15 protein-coding genes are annotated in these 17,423 nt (G+C 37.1%); 10 read left to right on the plus strand and 5 right to left on the minus strand.

Annotated elements, in window-relative coordinates; genetic code table 11:
- Nucleotides 1-73 precede the first annotated feature (73 nt).
- The 3 genes from NYR30_RS13480 to NYR30_RS13490 all read left to right on the plus strand — a co-directional run bounded on the left by NYR30_RS13480 (nucleotide 74) and on the right by NYR30_RS13490 (nucleotide 1,813).
- Nucleotides 74-1,063: an amidohydrolase family protein gene (locus NYR30_RS13480; RefSeq protein WP_066111715.1), complete on the plus strand. Its 990-nt coding sequence runs from the start codon at nucleotides 74-76 to the stop codon at nucleotides 1,061-1,063.
- A 144-nt stretch (nucleotides 1,064-1,207) separates the two neighbouring features.
- Nucleotides 1,208-1,384: a type II toxin-antitoxin system HicA family toxin gene (locus NYR30_RS13485; RefSeq protein ID WP_302501364.1), complete on the plus strand. Its 177-nt coding sequence runs from the start codon at nucleotides 1,208-1,210 to the stop codon at nucleotides 1,382-1,384.
- A gap of 27 nt (nucleotides 1,385-1,411) precedes the next feature.
- Nucleotides 1,412-1,813: a type II toxin-antitoxin system HicB family antitoxin gene (locus tag NYR30_RS13490; protein ID WP_066107813.1), complete on the plus strand. Its 402-nt coding sequence runs from the start codon at nucleotides 1,412-1,414 to the stop codon at nucleotides 1,811-1,813.
- A 75-nt stretch (nucleotides 1,814-1,888) separates the two neighbouring features.
- Here the strand turns inward: NYR30_RS13490 and NYR30_RS13495 are convergent, their stop codons facing one another.
- From NYR30_RS13495 to pgk, 3 genes are read right to left on the minus strand one after another with little or no spacing between them, the layout of a single operon-like run.
- Nucleotides 1,889-3,088, minus strand: coding sequence for a sugar efflux transporter (locus NYR30_RS13495; protein ID WP_302501365.1), 1,200 nt, complete (start codon nucleotides 3,086-3,088; stop codon nucleotides 1,889-1,891).
- 57 nt (nucleotides 3,089-3,145) lie between these two features.
- Nucleotides 3,146-4,228 (minus strand): class II fructose-bisphosphate aldolase, encoded by a 1,083-nt coding sequence (gene fbaA, locus NYR30_RS13500; protein WP_066111713.1) that lies wholly within the window; start codon nucleotides 4,226-4,228, stop codon nucleotides 3,146-3,148.
- 58 nt (nucleotides 4,229-4,286) lie between these two features.
- Nucleotides 4,287-5,450, minus strand: a complete 1,164-nt coding sequence (pgk, locus tag NYR30_RS13505) for a phosphoglycerate kinase (RefSeq protein WP_066111710.1) — start codon at nucleotides 5,448-5,450, stop codon at nucleotides 4,287-4,289.
- Between the two features lie 222 nt (nucleotides 5,451-5,672).
- Between pgk and NYR30_RS13510 the strand changes: the two genes are divergently transcribed.
- From NYR30_RS13510 to NYR30_RS13535, 6 genes are all read left to right on the plus strand, one after another.
- Nucleotides 5,673-5,933 carry a YfhL family 4Fe-4S dicluster ferredoxin gene (locus NYR30_RS13510; RefSeq protein ID WP_066107802.1) on the plus strand — a complete coding sequence of 87 codons (261 nt, stop codon included), beginning with the start codon at nucleotides 5,673-5,675 and terminating at the stop codon, nucleotides 5,931-5,933.
- Nucleotides 5,934-6,068: 135 nt separating this feature from the next.
- Nucleotides 6,069-7,061: an aspartate--ammonia ligase gene (gene asnA / locus NYR30_RS13515; RefSeq protein ID WP_066111708.1), complete on the plus strand. Its 993-nt coding sequence runs from the start codon at nucleotides 6,069-6,071 to the stop codon at nucleotides 7,059-7,061.
- 384 nt (nucleotides 7,062-7,445) lie between these two features.
- The gene (locus NYR30_RS13520; RefSeq protein ID WP_066111706.1) at nucleotides 7,446-8,006 is read left to right on the plus strand and encodes a fimbrial protein; all 561 of its coding nucleotides are present in this window, start codon (nucleotides 7,446-7,448) and stop codon (nucleotides 8,004-8,006) included.
- A gap of 68 nt (nucleotides 8,007-8,074) precedes the next feature.
- Nucleotides 8,075-8,773 carry a fimbrial biogenesis chaperone gene (locus NYR30_RS13525; protein WP_066111703.1) on the plus strand — a complete coding sequence of 233 codons (699 nt, stop codon included), beginning with the start codon at nucleotides 8,075-8,077 and terminating at the stop codon, nucleotides 8,771-8,773.
- A gap of 15 nt (nucleotides 8,774-8,788) precedes the next feature.
- Entirely contained in the window at nucleotides 8,789-11,296 is a 2,508-nt protein-coding gene (locus NYR30_RS13530; protein WP_066111701.1) for a fimbria/pilus outer membrane usher protein, read from the plus strand.
- 12 nt (nucleotides 11,297-11,308) lie between these two features.
- Complete coding sequence (locus NYR30_RS13535; RefSeq protein ID WP_066111699.1) at nucleotides 11,309-12,379, plus strand: fimbrial protein; 1,071 nt, start codon at nucleotides 11,309-11,311, stop codon at nucleotides 12,377-12,379.
- A 44-nt stretch (nucleotides 12,380-12,423) separates the two neighbouring features.
- Here the strand turns inward: NYR30_RS13535 and NYR30_RS13540 are convergent, their stop codons facing one another.
- Both NYR30_RS13540 and NYR30_RS13545 read right to left on the minus strand, forming a co-directional pair.
- On the minus strand, nucleotides 12,424-14,169 hold the full coding sequence (locus NYR30_RS13540) for an ABC transporter ATP-binding protein/permease (RefSeq protein WP_066111697.1): 1,746 nt from the start codon (nucleotides 14,167-14,169) through the stop codon (nucleotides 12,424-12,426).
- A 64-nt stretch (nucleotides 14,170-14,233) separates the two neighbouring features.
- Nucleotides 14,234-16,366, minus strand: coding sequence for a TonB-dependent siderophore receptor (locus NYR30_RS13545; RefSeq protein WP_066111695.1), 2,133 nt, complete (start codon nucleotides 16,364-16,366; stop codon nucleotides 14,234-14,236).
- Nucleotides 16,367-16,716: 350 nt separating this feature from the next.
- Here NYR30_RS13545 and NYR30_RS13550 point away from each other — a divergent pair, with 350 nt between their 5' ends.
- Nucleotides 16,717-17,364: a bifunctional 4-hydroxy-2-oxoglutarate aldolase/2-dehydro-3-deoxy-phosphogluconate aldolase gene (locus NYR30_RS13550; RefSeq protein WP_066111693.1), complete on the plus strand. Its 648-nt coding sequence runs from the start codon at nucleotides 16,717-16,719 to the stop codon at nucleotides 17,362-17,364.
- Nucleotides 17,365-17,423 lie beyond the last annotated feature (59 nt).

A 17,423-nucleotide genomic window follows, 5' to 3' on the forward strand; every position in this document is an offset into this window, starting at 1 on the left:
AGGATTTTTTTTTGCCTGCGATTTACCTTCCAGCGTGTTGATTAGTGATAACTGAAAACTGGAGCAATTATCAATGAACCATATTCGTACTTTTAAAGCCTATGTGCGTGATGAAATCATTAAAAAAGGCGGCTGGGTAAATTCTCATGCTCACGCTGACCGCGCGTTTACGATGACACCAGAAAAGATGCATATTTATCATAATAGTAATTTGCAGCAAAAATGGGATTTGGTCGATGAGGTGAAACGTAATTCTTCAGTGGAAGATTATTATGCACGTTTTAGTCAAGCGATTGAATTAATGATTTCGCAAGGTGTGACTGTATTTGGTACTTTCGTTGATATTGACCCGATTTGTGAAGATCGTGCCATTATTGCAGCGCATAAGGCGAGAGAAGTATATAAAAATGATATTGTGCTGAAATTCGCTAATCAGACGCTAAAAGGGGTAATAGATCCGGTCGCTAAATATTGGTTCGATTTAGGTTCAGAAATGGTCGATATTATTGGTGGTCTGCCTTATCGTGATGAATTAGATTATGGTAAAGGTTTAGAAGCAATGGATATTTTAATGGATAAAGCCAAGTCGCTCGGGAAAATGCTTCACGTTCACGTTGACCAATTTAATACACCAAGAGAAAAGGAAACTGAACAGCTTTGTGATAAATCAATCGAACATGGTATGGAAGGTAGAGTCGTTGCTATTCATGGTATTTCAATTGGTGCACATTCTCGTGAATATCGTTATAAGTTATATGAAAAAATGCGTAAAGCGAAGATGATGATGATCGCTTGCCCAATGGCGTGGATTGATAGTAATCGTAAAGAGGATCTAATGCCATTCCATAATGCATTAACACCAGCTGATGAAATGATCCCTGAAGGTATTACAGTAGCGATTGGTACAGATAATATTTGTGACTATATGGTGCCATTGTGTGAGGGAGATATGTGGCAAGAGTTAAGCTTATTATCAGCTGGTTGTCGTTTCCCGCATCTGGAAGCAATGGTGGATATTGCCAGTGTTAATGGGCGTAAAGTATTAGGATTGGATCCTTATTGATAATTTAATAATTGATTGAGAAACCGCTGAAAAGCGGTTTTTTTATAGAGAGAAAAAAGTGGTTATTATCCATATAAAATACTTGCTTCGTATTTAATTGTGGGTATGATAACTACCATTGGAATAATTAGGGGGTTATGAGGGGTGGATAGTAAAACAATAATTAAATTGATAGAAGCAGATGGCTGGTATCTAGTAAATATTGTTGGTAGTCACCATCAGTATAAACACCCAATTAAGAAGGGTAGGGTAACAATACCACATCAAAGGAAAGATTTAGGTCATTTAGAAAAAAGTATTAAAAAACAAGCAAGGTTATAAAAACCATAATATTAAAAGGAGATGCTTATGTTGTATCCAATTTGTTTTGAAAAAGTGAGTGATGGATATGTTGTTTCTGTACCTGATATTGCAGGATGTTTTTCAGCGGGGAATACATTAGAAGAAGCCTTAGATAATGTAAAAGAAGCAATACTATGCCATCTTGAGGGACTCATAGAAGATGGTGAAGATATACCTGTTGCGTCAGAGTTAGAAGAACATACTAAAAATGTCGAATATAAAGATTTTATTTTCGCTGTAGTTGATATTGATATTTCACACTTATTAGGTAAGGCAGAAAAAATTAATATTACTGTACCTTCTCATTTATTAAGAAAAATTGATAGTTTTGTGGCGACGCATCCAGAATATAAAAATCGTAGTCAATTCTTAACAAAAGTTGCGATGGACAAGGTTTATGCGGTTTAATTGAGGTAAATAAAGCATATTATTAACTATGTAATATGCTTTATTTATAAGAATCACTCAGTGAAACCATAAATTTTAAACACTTTTTACCTTCCATAGACAAAAAAGCGCAAGTAGGATTAAAACAGAACAAAAATAAAAAGTGTCGTAATAACTATAAATCCCACCAATCAAACCAGCGAGCGGGCCGCCGATAATCCAACTGCTTTTTGCACTATTAGTAAATAATGTTGTTGCTGATCCTAATTGTGCAGGCATTAAATCTTGGAAATAGGTCATCCCAATAGAAGCAACAATCCCAATTAGAATGGCATTGAGAATCTGTAAACTCAGTAATCCCCAAGTTGAAGAAACAATTAACAACAGTGGATAAAATAAAACTCCACAAATTAGTGCGATAAACATTAAAGTCTTTTTAGCGACAAATTTGCTTAACCAGCCAGCAATCAGCATCACTGGAATTTCTAGTCCAGCTGCAGTTCCCATTAAGAAACCGGCAAGATTTTCGGGTAGATGTAATTGTGTAGTAATGTATAACGGCATATTGATTAGATACATACTGTTGCAGCTAAAGATAATTACTAATGCAGCAGAAAGGTAAATAACCGATATTTTATTTTGTTGTGGAGTTGCTGGCGTCATTGCCGTTTTGACGGTTTTTTTATTTTCACCGAGATCAGGTAATAAACAACGACCACATACGCCGCTTAATAAGAAAGTTGCTGCACCGATCAGAAAAAGAAAAGTAAAACCTTTATTGATGGCTAACCAGAATGCTAATGGTGGCCCGATAATCCAGGCAAGTGAAATTTGTGCGCGCATAATAGACATAAACATTACCGCTTGTCGCTGTTTACGATTGGCATATTCACGCGCAAAAGCAAAAATTTGTGGATTGGAAGAAGAGCCTAAGCCAAATAATGTTACGGCTAAGGTTAATAACACCCAATAATTACGGCTGTAAGCAAAAATCACATAACCACCAGCAGCCATAATGCAGCACAATAAAATTAACCAACGCCGATCGGTAAGACGATCGGAGAAATAGCCAATAATTTGCCCTAATACAATACCGACTAAAGCATTTACTGCGAAAAATGTGCCGACCGCAAAAGAAGAAACTTGAACTTCTTTTGCTAAAAATAGGCTCATTACCGGCAATTGGAATGCTGAACCAATACCAGTGAGGAATGCCATAAACAAAAAGGCAAAAGTTACGCGTTTTAAAGAGCGTGAAGAAGATTCTTTAGTTAAAGTCGTTTGTTCTGGAGTCATAATAAAATCGCCCCTGCAAAACAGGGGCAAATTAAGAAGATTAAGGTATTCTATAAATTATAGAACATCGTGGCAGTTTAAGTCGTTGTATGCTTCTACTAAACGAGCAACCATTGACTCTTCACCTTTACGTAACCATACACGTGGATCGTAGTATTTTTTGTTTGGTGCATCAGGACCTTCAGGGTTACCTAATTGACCTTGTAGGTATGCTTCATTTTTCTTGTAGTATTGTAAAATACCATTCCAAGTTGCCCATTGAGTATCAGTATCAATGTTCATCTTAACCACACCGTAAGACACTGCTTCTTGGATTTCTGCGTGAGTTGAACCTGAACCACCATGGAAAACATAAGAAACTGGTTTATCAGTAGTTAAATTATGTTTTGCTTTAATGTAGTCTTGTCCTTTTTTAAGGATAACTGGAGTTAATTTCACATTACCTGGTTTGTAAACACCATGTACGTTACCGAATGCAGCTGCGATAGTGAAACGTGAGCTGATTTTTGATAATTCAGTATAAACATAGTCGATTTCTTCTGGTTTAGAGTAAAGATCCATTGGGTCGCGGTCTGAGTTGTCAACACCGTCTTCTTCACCACCAGTGATACCTAATTCCATTTCTAAAGTCATACCGATCTTGTCCATACGAGCAAGATATTGTTTACAAATTTCAACATTTTCTTCTAATGGTTCTTCAGAAAGGTCAAGCATATGAGAAGAGAATAAAGGTTTGCCAGTTTCAGCGAAATGTTTTTCACCAGCTTCTAATAAACCATCGATCCATGGTAATAATTTTTTCGCAGCGTGGTCAGTATGAAGGATAACTGGAACGCCATAGTGTTCAGCTAATGCGTGAACGTGTTTTGCACCAGCGATTGCACCTAATACATCAGCACGTTGTCCTTCAGGTAATTTAATGCCTTTACCTGCATAGAATGATGCACCACCATTTGAGAATTGAATAATAACTGGTGCTTTTACACGAGCTGCTGTTTCTAATACCGCATTAACAGAGTCTGAGTTTACGCAGTTTACAGCTGGAATCGCAAAGTTATTTTCTTTTGCAATAGCGAAAACTTTTTGTACTTCATCACCAGTTAAAACACCTGGTTTTACGAAATCGAAAATTTTAGACATAGTATTTTCCTATTTTAAGTGGAGGAGAAGGGATTGCTCCCTTCTCAAAGAAAGATAATTAACCTTTAGCTCTTTGTTCAAGAATTTCTACTGCTGGTAATACTTTACCTTCAACGAACTCAAGGAATGCACCGCCACCAGTTGAGATGTAAGAGATTTTATCGGCAATACCGAAAAGATCGATTGCTGCTAATGTGTCACCACCACCCGCGATAGAGAACGCATCACTTTCTGCGATAGCACGTGCAACAATTTCAGTACCTTTACGGAAGTTAGGGAATTCGAATACGCCTACTGGACCATTCCAAAGGATAGTTTTAGCGCTGCGAATGATTTCTGCGATTGCTTCTGCAGATTCATCACCTAAATCCATAATTTCTTCATCATCTAATACTTCAGTTGCTTTTTTCACTGTTGCAGGTGCAGTTTCAGAGAACTCTTTACCAACACGAACATCAGTCGCTACTGGAATATCGCAAGTTGCCATTAAACGTTGTGCTTCAGGAATTAAATCTTTTTCATAAAGTGATAAACCAACGTTGTTACCTTGTGCTGCAACGAAAGTATTAGAAATACCACCGCCTACAACAAGTTTGTCAGCGATTTTCGCAAGAGAATCTAAAACAGTTAATTTAGTAGATACTTTTGAACCACCAACTACCGCAACCATTGGACGTTGTGGATTTTTTAATGCTTTACCTAATGCTTCTAACTCGTTAGAAAGTAATGGGCCAGCACAAGCAACAGTAGCAAATTTAGCCACACCATGAGTAGAAGCTTGCGCGCGGTGAGCTGTACCGAAAGCATCCATTACGAATACATCACAAAGTGCAGCATATTTTTGTGCTAAATCGTCAGCGTCTTTTTTCTCACCTTTATTGAAGCGTACGTTTTCCAATACCACTAATTCATTTGGAGCAACTTCAACACCATCAAGATAATCTTTTGCTAAACGAACTGGAACATCTAAAAGATCGTTTAAGTAATCAACAACAGGTTGTAATGAGAATTCAGCGTTATATTCGCCTTCAGTTGGACGACCAAAGTGAGATGTTACCATCACTTTTGCGCCTTGCTCTAATGCTAATTTGATTGTTGGAAGAGATGCTTTGATACGTGCATCTGAGGTGATTTTGCCATCTTTAACAGGAACATTAAGGTCTGCACGAATAAGAACACGTTTACCTGCAAGATCAAGATCGGTCATTTTAATTACTGACATTTTAAGCCCTCTTAAAAGTTAAATAGGAGTGATTTTTAGATTCAAAGAATGAGGTCATTATAACAGCTCATTGCAATAAAAGCGTGGTTTAGATCAAATTTATTTTGACTAGTTTCTGATTTATTTCAATAGATAAAATAAATTGTTGAAAAAAGCGGTTAGAAAAATAGAGAGAAGTAGGTAAAATAAGCGCTCTTTTTCTTACTGAATAATTTATAACTTATGGCGTTATTGATAACTGATAAATGTACCAACTGTGATATGTGCGAACCAGAGTGTCCTAATCAAGCGATCTCAATGGGTGATGAGATCTATGTGATTGATCCTGCGTTATGTACAGAATGTGTTGGTCATTATGAAACGCCGACTTGTCAAAAAGTTTGTCCAATCACCAACTGTATTACCAAAGATCCACAACATAATGAAAGCCAAGACGAATTGTGGGAAAAATTTGTCCTGATTCACCATTCTGAGAAACTGTAATTAGAAAAAAGCTAAAAATAATATTTCTTTTTTAGATAAATTCTAATGATTGCGAAGATAATCCGAAAAAGTATTTGAAAAGCAACGGCTTTATTGAATAATAAGCGCCGTTACTTTTTTGGAAGAGAATTTATTATGAAAAAATCATTTATCTTACAACAACAAGAAATTAGCTTTGTTAAAAATACTTTTACTACAAAATTAGCAGAACATTTGGGATTAGTTGAAGTTCAAGGGCCGATCATCAGCCAAGTAGGTAATGGCATTCAAGATAACCTTTCTGGAAAAGAAAAAGCAGTACAAGTGAAAGTCAAACAAATCGAAGGTGCAGTGTTTGAAGTTGTGCATTCATTAGCAAAATGGAAACGTCATACTTTAGGACGTTTTGATTTTAAACCGGGTGAAGGTTTATTTGTGCATATGAAAGCATTGCGTCCTGATGAAGATTCTTTAGATCGCACTCACTCTGTTTATGTTGATCAGTGGGATTGGGAACGTGTAATTCCTGAAGGATTGCGTACTTTGGATTATTTAAAAGATACCGTTCGTTCTATTTATCGTGCAATTCGTGAAACAGAAGCGTTAGTAGAAAAACATTTCCATATTGCAGCGACTTTACCGAAAGAGATCACTTTTGTGCATTCAGAAGATTTAGTGAAACGTTTCCCGAATATGACTGATAAAGAACGTGAAAGTGCTATTTGTAAAGAGTACGGTGCAGTATTCTTAATTGGTATTGGCGGTAAATTATCTGATGGTAAACCGCACGATGTGCGTGCACCAGACTACGATGACTGGACAACTGTTTCTGAAGGCGAATATAAAGGCTTAAATGGTGATATTTTGGTGTGGAATGAAGAGTTGGGTTCAGCGTTTGAACTCTCTTCAATGGGTATTCGTGTTGATGAAGCAGCATTACGTCGTCAATTAGCCATTACTGGTGATGAAGACCGCTTACAATTTGCGTGGCATCAAGATTTAATCAACGGCAAATTACCGCAAACTATCGGCGGCGGTATCGGTCAATCTCGTATGGTGATGTTCTTATTACATAAGAAACATATCGGTGAAGTACAATCTAGCGTATGGCCGCAACAAGTGTTAGAAGAGTTTGAAAATATTTTATAACCGTTTTTGGTTAATCTTTGTCAATCTTATTATGCGCCCAATAGTGAAAAGCTATTGGGCGTTTTATTTTGTGTAGTACAGCAAGGATTAGTGAAATATCAAATTGAAATGCTGTTACTGTTACTGGATCATTTTTGTCAAAATAGGGCAAAAACCGTTTTTTGATTTTTTAGTTAATCCCCTTTTTCTATAAGTTAGGTAGGGATTAAAGCTAGCTTTTCTCAATTTACATTTATTATCAATTATTCTTAATATCTTATTGTAAATTTATCTGTTTAACTTTTAAGCGATTGAACAAATAATGCGCTTATACTCTATTGCCCCCCCCCTGTACAAATTTTATATACTTTGCGCCCCGTTAACTTACATAAAGGAAATTTACAAATGAAAAAACTAGTTTTAACAACATTAATTGCTGCTGGATTGGGTATGTCCCAATTTACTATGGCAGATGCTGTAACGGAAACAGATCAGTCAGGAACAATTACTGTTAATGGTTCTATTTATACTTCAACTTGTACCATTAATAATGGTACTAAGAATATTACTGTACAATTAGTTCCAGTTCAGGCTAAACAATTTAAAAATTTAGGCGATACAACTGGAGATCAAACATTTGATATAGCTTTAACAGGTTGTTCAGGAACTCCTTTAAATAAAGCAAATACCAGATTTGTTGCTACATCTAGCTCTGTAGATGCGAATGGTAAACTGATAAATCAAATAAAAGATGATAGCGGGGCTAAAAATGTAGCAATTGAGTTACTTGACAATGGAACACCGATTGATCCTAATAAACCTTATGGTAGCCAAGGGACAACAGCTAAAACTATAAGTGATAGTGCTGTAACTTTAACATATACAGCTAGATATTATGCATTGGGTAGTAATGTACAGCCAGGTAAGGTGCAGGGACAAGTAACTTATCAAATTGCATATGAATAATTAATTATATTAACTGGTCTTTCGGGCAGTTTAGCTGCCCGATTTTGCTGTTTTACTAAGGTTTCTGTATGTTAAAAAAACTATTATTGATTGCCTGTGGTTTATGGGTTTCTACTAGTTATGCCAATATTGTGATTACGGGTACAAGAGTTATCTATCCAGCGAATCAGAAAAACGTCAGCGTGCAACTTTCTAATGTTGGTGATCAACCGGCGTTGGTGCAAGCGTGGATTGATAATGGTGATCCTAATGCAGCGCCGGAACAGATTAAAACCCCGTTTGTAATTACACCGCCGATTTCTCGGGTTGATGGTAATAAAGGCCAGACATTGCGTTTAAGCTATACTGGCGAACCGTTACCCACTGATCGTGAATCAATTTTTTATCTAAATGTATTGGATATTCCACCAAATCCAAAAGATAAATCTAAGAATTATCTACAAATTGCAATCCGCAGCCGGATTAAACTGTTTTTCCGTCCAACTGATTTAAAAATTGCGCAAGATGAAGCTTTTAAACAAGTGGAATGGCGAGTTCAAGGTAAACAGTTAATTGCTAATAATCCAACGCCTTATTTTATTACCTTTAGTCAGCTTGAAGTGGTACAGGGTGGGCGTAAAGTAGCTGCTACTGCCGATATGGTAGCGCCTTTTTCACAAGTAACTTTCAATTTAGCTTCTCCAGTATCCACTGGTGCAGGCAGTGTTAACTGGACCACAATTAACGATTATGGCGGCAGACCAACAGGAACCAGCCCTTTACGCTAAATAAAGGAATAAAGGATGATGAAGAAACAGCTGCAGAAATTTACCTTTAATACGCTCTATTTAACCTTGTTGGGCAGTTTAATCCCAAATATGGTCTATGCAGAAGAGTATGCTGAATTCGATGCCGGTTTTTTACGTGGCGGTAAAGATAAAGAAGCGATTGATATTAGTCGCTTTAGTTACGGTAATCCAATTCCGGCAGGGGATTATGTTGCTGATGTCTATCTTAATAATCAATTGCGTGGACGCATTAATCTACAATTTGCGGAAATTCCTAATAAAAATAACACAGGGTTATGTGCTAATGAGGATTTATTAGCAGTATTAGATTTAAAAGATGAAGCTTTCACTGGAGCGAATACAGATGAACAGGCAGCATGTCAATTTTTTGCCGCACAAGTTCCAGCCGCTAAAGTGAATTTTGATATGTCGGAGTTGCGTTTAGATGTTGATTTACCACAAGCCTTTATTACCCAGCGCCCGCGAGGTTATATTTCACCAGCACAATGGCAAGACGGCGTACCGGTAGCATTTGTTCGTTATGATGCTTCCTATTATCGCTCACAATATGCAGATTTTGACTCTAAACAGACTTATTTAGGAATTGATGCCGGTATCAATTTATTCGGTTGGGCATTTCGTCATCGTGGTTCACAAAGTTGGAATCAGCAGCAACGATTACCATATCAAAGTATCTCCACCTATGCACAACATGATGTTGCTGCTTTGCGTGGGCAATTTACTATTGGTGATTTTTATACCAGTGGTTCATTAATGGATAGTATTGCCATTCGTGGCATGCAATTGGCTTCAGACGATCGAATGTTGGCGAGTTCGTTGCGCGGTTATGCACCAATTATTCGTGGTGTAGCGAATAGTAATGCTAAAGTGAGTATTCGACAAAATGGTAATTTATTGCGTGAAGTGACTGTACCAGCGGGGCCATTTGAAATTGATGACCTCTATCCAACGGGTTATGGTGGTGATCTACAAGTTGAAATATTGGAAGCAAATGGTGAAAAACGTTCTTTCACTATTCCTTATACTGCAGCCGCACAATTAATTCGTCCGGGATATAGCCGTTACCACATTGCTGGTGGACGTTATCGTTATGCCAATGAAGTGTTTGATGCTAATGTAGCGCAAGCGACCTGGCAATATGGCTTAACCAATAATATTACCTTTAACTTGGGCGGCACTTTTGCTAAAGATTATCATGCGGAATTAGTTGGTTTTTCCTTTAATACGCCAATTGGTGCATTTATGGCAAATGCGACTTTTTCTAATGCTAAATTCACCGCTGCTGAGCAAAAATATAAAGGCTATAACTTATATGCGAGTTATAACACGCGTGTAGAACCAACGGATACTAATGTTACTTTAGCGGCTTATCGTTATCTCTCGCGTGATTACTATAGTTTGCAAGATGTTATATTGGCAAATTATCGTGATTTTATTGATGAGAAAGAGATCAGTTTGCCAATTAATAATTATCGTCCGAAAAATCAGTTCCAAGTGTCGATTAATCAAAATCTAAAAGAGGGCTGGGGCGCATTGTATTTGACGGGGAGTACTTATACCTATTGGGGAACGGATGAAAAACAGAACGAGTATCAAATTGGTTATAGCAATAGTTATAAGCGTTTAAGTTATAGTTTCTCTTTTTCGCAGTCGAAGAATAGTTTTGGTGAGGATGATCGCCGTATCTATGTCAGCCTGTCGCTGCCATTGGGTGACGATATCAGTTCAGCATATGTTTCACAAAGCTTGAACTATAACAAAAATGGTGGTTATTCCGGCTATACCTCTATTTCCGGTTCGTTGGGTGAACAACGCCGTTATAGCTATAGTGTGTCAGCGAGCAAGCAGCAGGATGGCGGCAGCAATATCTCATTTAACAATAGTTATTCTGGTTCGTTAGCGCGTGTTAATGCTTCTTGGAGTCGTGATAATCAAAGTAATCAACAAATGTCATTAGGCTTATCTGGTGCAGTAGTTGCTCATCCTAGAGGAATTACATTATCCAATGATTTGGGCGATAGTTTCGCAATTATTCACGCAGAAGGGGCCAAGGGGGCTTTAATCAATGGTTCGATTGGTAATGAGATTGACTATTTTGGGAATGGGATTGTGCCTTATATCGAACCTTATAGTGTGAATTACGTTGGCTTAGATAGTAATAATCTTCCAGATTCAGTGGAATTATCGGCAACGGAACAACAAGTGATTCCAAGAGCTAATCAGGCGATTTTAGTTGATTTTGCCACTACGGTAGGTTCAGTAGTGTTCTTTGAAATTACTGGTACAGATACTTTACCGCCATTAGGTACAGAAGTATTTGATCAAAATAATCAATCAATTGGGGTAGTAGCACAAGGCGGTAAGATTTATACCAGAGGTATCGCTAAAAATGGACAATTGCATATCAGTTGGGGCGATAAGCAATGTCATGCAGATTATCAGATTCCGGAAGTTGAAGATAATGGACAACCGTTAATTGTACCAGTGCAGTGTAGGTTTTAGTAAGGTGAGAAAATGAAATCTAAGCAACTATTAATTAGATTAGTTGGGGTGATGTTGTTATTGCAGCAGTATGCAGTAGCAAATGATTATGACATAGTAAGGTCTTTCAATGGAACTAAAATCGGTTCAAAAATAACGTATCAAGGCAGGTTATCAACTAATATTCTAAATGATTTTTGTCAGAAATCTGATAATTTGCCATATGGTGTTTGGTTAGAGGTCAAGTATGATACCGTCAGTGAAAATGAAAGTATTTTACAGAGAACATATTTTTTGGATAGTTTAACTGTTACAACAAAGACAGAGTCTAAAAATATTAGAGGAGGATGGAACGACACATATCAATCTATAAAGTCTAGTGTACAAGGTTCAACTTATTTGGATTTAAATATAACTTTTCAGAAAAATGAAAATACGATTTCCCAAGGAGAATCACCTATAAAGGTGGGAAATAGAGTTTTTGATATGACTATCAATTGTTATAAACGCACTAGTGATAATTCTTCATCAGGGAATAGTTCGTCTGGAGACTTTGGTAGTAAGAATAATTTATTAACAACTAAAGCTGGTGGTATTCGAATCCAGATTATTTCAAATAATAACATTCAATTTTTTACTAAAACTTGTACTTTGACTAATGATTCAAAAAATCAAGCAATTACTTTAAATCAAGCACATTTAAGAGATTTGACCAATGGGAGAGAAGTATTTGGTGGTTCGTTTCCGATTAATTTAGATTGTCAGGGCAATTCTGGTGTGAATACAGCATATATTTCTTTTACTGATGCGAATAATACAGCGAATACCACACAAATATTAAGTTTGGCACAATCATCAAGTGCTAGAAATGTTGGATTAAAGATCTATGATCAGAATGATTCGGTTAATGCGATTACTTATGGACCGACAACATTGCCTTTTGCATCAACGAACGATAGTAATGTGAAAAAATTTGGTGATATTCAAAGTAGTACAGGTATTTTACCTAAAACTTATAAAATTTATTATGTGAAGTCTGGTAATGCGACGGTTTCCCCTGGCAGTGTTAATGCAAAAATGATCTATAATTTATATTATAAATAGTAGTTGTCTTTTATAAAGAATGTCGGACACTTCCCCGACATTTTTTATAGCAACTGTAATACCTGTTGATGAAATTGCTGCAAAGTAGTGCGGTGGCCAATACTAATCATAATCGTATTAGGTAACTTAGTTTTTATTAATTGATATAACCATTGTTCTGTTGGTTCATCGAGCGCTGAAGTGGTTTCATCAAGGAAAATCGCTTCAGGTTTAGTAAGTAAAATACGAATAAACGCCACACGCTGTAATTCACCTGGCGATAGAATGGTTTGCCAATCTAACTCTTGCTGTAAATGGGAAAGGTATTTTTCTAATTTACACACTTTCATTGCACGACAGACCTGTTCAATAGTCGCTTCAATATTTGGATAACAGATAGCTTGATACAGCGTTCCTTGCGGCATATAAGGACGTTGCGGCAAAAATAAGAAATGTTTTGGGGTTTCTAAATAGCCGCTAGTTTCAAAAGCATAAATTCCGGCGATAGCTTTTAATAAGCTGGTTTTTCCGCTGCCGGATGGACCTTGAATTAATAGCGATTCACCAGCGTTAAGCTGAAAATTGATATTAGATAATAATGTATTGCCGCGCTGATCTTTAATAGAGAATTCACTAAGTTTTACTTGCGGTGTGTGATTGATCTGTTGCGACAACGGTTGATTATCCAAATAATCTAATTTGCTAAAGAAACCAGCTAGACGATTTAAACGCGCCTGATATTGGGTAAATTGCTCATAGAATAGGCGGAAAAAAGATAGTGCGCGCATTAGGCGATTAAAGGATTGCACTGTTTGATGCATATCACCTAAAGTTAATTGCCCAGCAAAAAAACGTGGCGCTTGCAACATTAGCGGTAATAGTTTTGCCACTTCCGAAATCCCGGTATTAAAACCGTCTAATCCCAACATTTTTAGCACAATTTGCCAGCGGTTTTTGATAATGGCATTAAATTTCTGTTTTAAAAAAGTGTGTTCTTGTTGTTCGCCATGATAAAACGCAATACTCTCCGCATTATCACGCACACGAATCAAGGAGTAACGGTAATTACCATTGAGTTTTTCTTTATTAAAATTGAGTTTGATTAGTGGGTGACCAATCCAGACAGAAAGGGCAGTAGCGGTAATAATAAAAATATAGATAAAAAAGACCACACCTTTAGGAATTTCTAAGCCAAATAGTGAAAGTAAGCCGGATAATCCCCATAAAATCAAAGTAAATTCAATAATAGAAATAACGGAATTGATAACACCGCGAATCATATCGACAGTGGTAGTAATAAATTCTCTGGCATCTTGTTCGATCCGTTGATCAATATTATCGGGCAGATCTCTTTCATATTTAAGGCGATAGTAATTTTTATTGGCTAACCAGCGATCAAGCATGACTGCATTTAATTGTTCCAACCAGCGAATTTCAAACACTTGGCGCATTAAATCATTAATAATGGAACGAATAATATTGACACCAACTAGTAGTGCGTTGATGGTGGCGAAGAACCAAAAGGCATGCGCATCACGATTTTGCAACGAACTATATAAGCCATTATAAAAGAAGGTATTAAGAACGCTGATCCGCACCTCTAACAAAATAAAGCTAATTAAGATAATAATAAGGAAAAGCATCTTGTAACGATTGCTTTGCGTGATACAAGGTTTGGTAATAAGCCAAAATTGTTTGCCGAAATGAGTGTAACTTAATAATTTGGCTGTAATAACTAGGCTAAGAGAAACCCAAAAGAGTGAAGAGAGTAGCCAAAAAGCGCTGGTATTTAGTTCGGTTTGCCAATTCATAATGATTTATCTAACGTGAAAAGGGCAGAAATCTGCCCTTTATGAACAATAAGTGTAATCAGAATTAAAATTCAATTTTTGCATTAAGGAAGACTTCACGTTGATAGCCTAAAGCAACTGGAATCACATTAGCCGTTGCATCCCCAGCAGTAGATGGATAATAGGTTTTATTAAATAAGTTTTTACCGTTAAGTTGGAAACTTACCTTTTTACCTGAAATTTTGGTGGAGTAATTGATAAAGGCATCAGCGACAACTGCACCAGGAATTTTATACGCCTTAGTATAGTCGCTAGTATAAGCGTACCAACTGCCAAGATAGCGTGCGCCACCGCCGATACGGATATCACCAAAGCTAAATTTACCAATATCATAGCCCAAGAACAGCGCCGCTTGATGTTCTGGTACACCGGAAATTTGACGGTTTTCAGCCAACGGATAGGTGTCATTATGAACGGTTTTGGCATGAGTATAGGTGTAGCTTAATGACATACTTAATTTATCAGTTAATTGGCCATCAATATCTAATTCCACGCCACGTGAACGTTGTTTACCCACAATCACTAAGGCGTTATCGACTGTTTCACCGACATTCTTTTTGTCGATATTAAAGAGGGCTAAGGTGGCACTTAAAGCGTCGTTTTCATATTTCGTACCTACTTCAAATGATTTTCCTTCTTCAGGTACTAGATTTGGATTAACTGAAGCAGCGATACTCATTTGTGGACGGAATGATTCTGCGTAATTGGCATAGCTTGTCCAGTGAGGTGTGAATTTATACACAGAACCTAATTGATAAAGCAATTTGCCATCATGTTGATCGGTATTTACTTTAAACGGTAAACCGCGCCCAGCAAGTTGATCGAAATACTCATAGCGAATACCACCAGTTACGATCAATTTGTCGGTTAAATAAGCAGTATCTTGTAAATAAACTCCTACTGTTTTGACATTATTGGTTTGATTAGTATTGCTTGCCGGAGTGAAAGCAATTGCCGGATTAGTATAAACAGGGTGATCAATATTGAGTGTACTGTTAACCGTTGCTTTTGGATAACGTTCTAAATTGCGATAGTTACGACTAGCGTCAACACCTACAACAACGCGGTTAGCAATATCGCCAATAGCAAATTCACCAACAGCATTGATCGAACCGGTATGTACACGTTGGTCAGCATTACGGATAGCTTCTAAGCTGCGTGTTGCTTTACGAGTAGTAGTATCAATTTTGGTGATTCGTGCTTGATCGTAATCGTAAATTGCGCGCGCATAACTATAAGCTAGATTTAATTTCCATTGATCATTTAAACGGCGTTCGATTTTTAGTTGGAAATTATCGGTTTTACCACTGGTAATATCATAAGGTTCATCTAAACGACGTGTGATTGGAATATCCGGTAATTCTCCTGTTTTCGTTAATAGGTTTGTACCACGATCAAAAGGTTGTTTGTAATCTAAATGTTCATAAGCAACCAAAACTTTGGTGTCTTTATCTTCCCAAGAGATAGATGGCGCATAAGTGGTGTTTTTAAAGTTACCGAAATTGCGCCAGTAATCTTTTTCGTTTTTGTCATAGATAAAACGATAAGCAAAGCCATTGCCTAGCGGGCCAGTTAAATCCACTTGAGTTCCCCACATATTGTGAGTACCAACGGTAGTGCCTAAAGTGTAGTGTGGTTGATTTAACGGTTTTTTGGTAATGACATTGATCACTCCGCCGGGGTCTTGAATACCATATAAAACAGATGCAGGTCCTTTTAGCACTTCAACGGTGTCAGTGGTTGGTCCAAAATTGTGTGATGGTCCAGCTTGTAAGCCATTGCGCATAATTGAATTGTCGCGATTGCCGCCAAAGCCACGTTTTTGGATCGAATCAAAAATACCACCTAATGTGTTGGCTTGGCTTACGCCGCTGACGCTGGAAAGGGCATCAATTAATTCGGTTGGCTGGCGATCTTGTAATAATTGTTTAGAAACTACGTTTACTGTAGTAGGCGTATCAATAATAGGAACATTAGCTTTTGACATAATTGAGGTTCCAGTTACTTGATAGCCGTTTTGATGTAAACCGGAATCAAAAGCATCAGTAGCGACAGTAATTTCATCCAGATCTTTTTCTGTTTGTTCAGTTACTGCAAGCGCAGCAACCGGAATAGAGGCGAAAAGCGAAAGATAAATTAGTGTTAATTTATGTTTCATTGAGATAGCTCCTAAGGTAAAAAATTTATTAGTAATGATTAAAAAATGCGCGGAGTGTAATAGAAGTAATTCTCAATTGCAATAATAGTTGAGAATAATTTTTATTTGTAAAATAAAAGAGAAAAAAGAGTGTTAATCACTTTAATAGCAAGGAAGAGTGGCTCTTTTAGCTAGTTGATAAAATGTAAAATAAAAACGTTATTAGTAGGAAATACTTTAAATGGAGTGTGAACTAGGCTTTTTTTGATCTCAGTGGAAAAAATCTGTATTTCCTATATTAAATTTGAATTTCTTATGCTAACGTTAAAGCCGTTTTGTGTTTAGTTAATCATAGATAAAAGGAAATGATCATGAAGTGGAAGTTACAGCCAGCAGAAGTTTTTAGCGCTTCACCTGTGGTACCCGTGATGGTAATTAAAAAATTGGAAGATGCTTTACCAATGGCGAAAGCGTTGCAAGCAGGCGGAATTAATGTTTTTGAAATTACCTTACGTAGTTCAGTAGCATTAGATGCAATTAAATTATTAAGCAAAGAAGTGCCGGATGCGTTAGTAGGCGCTGGTACGGTATTATCAGCAGAACAATTTGATCAAGCAGTAGCGGCAGGAGCAAAATTCGTTATTTCTCCGGGAGCAACACCGGCGTTATTAAAACATGCAGTTGCAAGCGATGTCGCCTTAATTCCTGGTACAGCAACACCATCAGAAATGATGCAGGCATTAGAACTTGGTTATGATCATCTTAAATTCTTCCCCGCAGAAATTAATGGCGGTGCTGTAGCATTAAAAGCGATTTCAGCAGCATTACCACAATTAAGTTTCTGTCCAACTGGTGGTGTATCACCGAAAAATGTCGCAAGTTATCTTGCGGTAAAATGCGTGAAAACTATCGGTGGTTCTTGGATGATTCCTAGTGATGCGGTAGAAGCTGGCGATTGGGCGAAAGTAGAGCAATTAACTGCTGAAGCAGTAGCATTAGTGAAAAGCTTACGTGGCTAATTTAACTAATTGATATACAATGAAATTCCCTCGTATGTTGTTGATACGAGGGAATTTTT

The sequence above is a fragment of the Gallibacterium salpingitidis genome, from assembly GCF_030517105.1.
GTDB classification, from domain to species: domain Bacteria; phylum Pseudomonadota; class Gammaproteobacteria; order Enterobacterales; family Pasteurellaceae; genus Gallibacterium; species Gallibacterium salpingitidis.

Coding starts and splice junctions, on each gene's coding strand:
- NYR30_RS13480 (WP_066111715.1), top strand. CDS start 74: ATGAACCATATTCGTACTTTTAAAGCCTATGTGCGTGATGAAATCATT.
- NYR30_RS13490 (WP_066107813.1), top strand. CDS start 1,412: ATGTTGTATCCAATTTGTTTTGAAAAAGTGAGTGATGGATATGTTGTT.
- NYR30_RS13495 (WP_302501365.1), bottom strand. CDS start 3,088: ATGACTCCAGAACAAACGACTTTAACTAAAGAATCTTCTTCACGCTCT.
- fbaA (WP_066111713.1), bottom strand. CDS start 4,228: ATGTCTAAAATTTTCGATTTCGTAAAACCAGGTGTTTTAACTGGTGAT.
- pgk (WP_066111710.1), bottom strand. CDS start 5,450: ATGTCAGTAATTAAAATGACCGATCTTGATCTTGCAGGTAAACGTGTT.
- NYR30_RS13510 (WP_066107802.1), top strand. CDS start 5,673: ATGGCGTTATTGATAACTGATAAATGTACCAACTGTGATATGTGCGAA.
- asnA (WP_066111708.1), top strand. CDS start 6,069: ATGAAAAAATCATTTATCTTACAACAACAAGAAATTAGCTTTGTTAAA.
- NYR30_RS13520 (WP_066111706.1), top strand. CDS start 7,446: ATGAAAAAACTAGTTTTAACAACATTAATTGCTGCTGGATTGGGTATG.
- NYR30_RS13525 (WP_066111703.1), top strand. CDS start 8,075: ATGTTAAAAAAACTATTATTGATTGCCTGTGGTTTATGGGTTTCTACT.
- NYR30_RS13530 (WP_066111701.1), top strand. CDS start 8,789: ATGATGAAGAAACAGCTGCAGAAATTTACCTTTAATACGCTCTATTTA.
- NYR30_RS13535 (WP_066111699.1), top strand. CDS start 11,309: ATGAAATCTAAGCAACTATTAATTAGATTAGTTGGGGTGATGTTGTTA.
- NYR30_RS13540 (WP_066111697.1), bottom strand. CDS start 14,169: ATGAATTGGCAAACCGAACTAAATACCAGCGCTTTTTGGCTACTCTCT.
- NYR30_RS13545 (WP_066111695.1), bottom strand. CDS start 16,366: ATGAAACATAAATTAACACTAATTTATCTTTCGCTTTTCGCCTCTATT.
- NYR30_RS13550 (WP_066111693.1), top strand. CDS start 16,717: ATGAAGTGGAAGTTACAGCCAGCAGAAGTTTTTAGCGCTTCACCTGTG.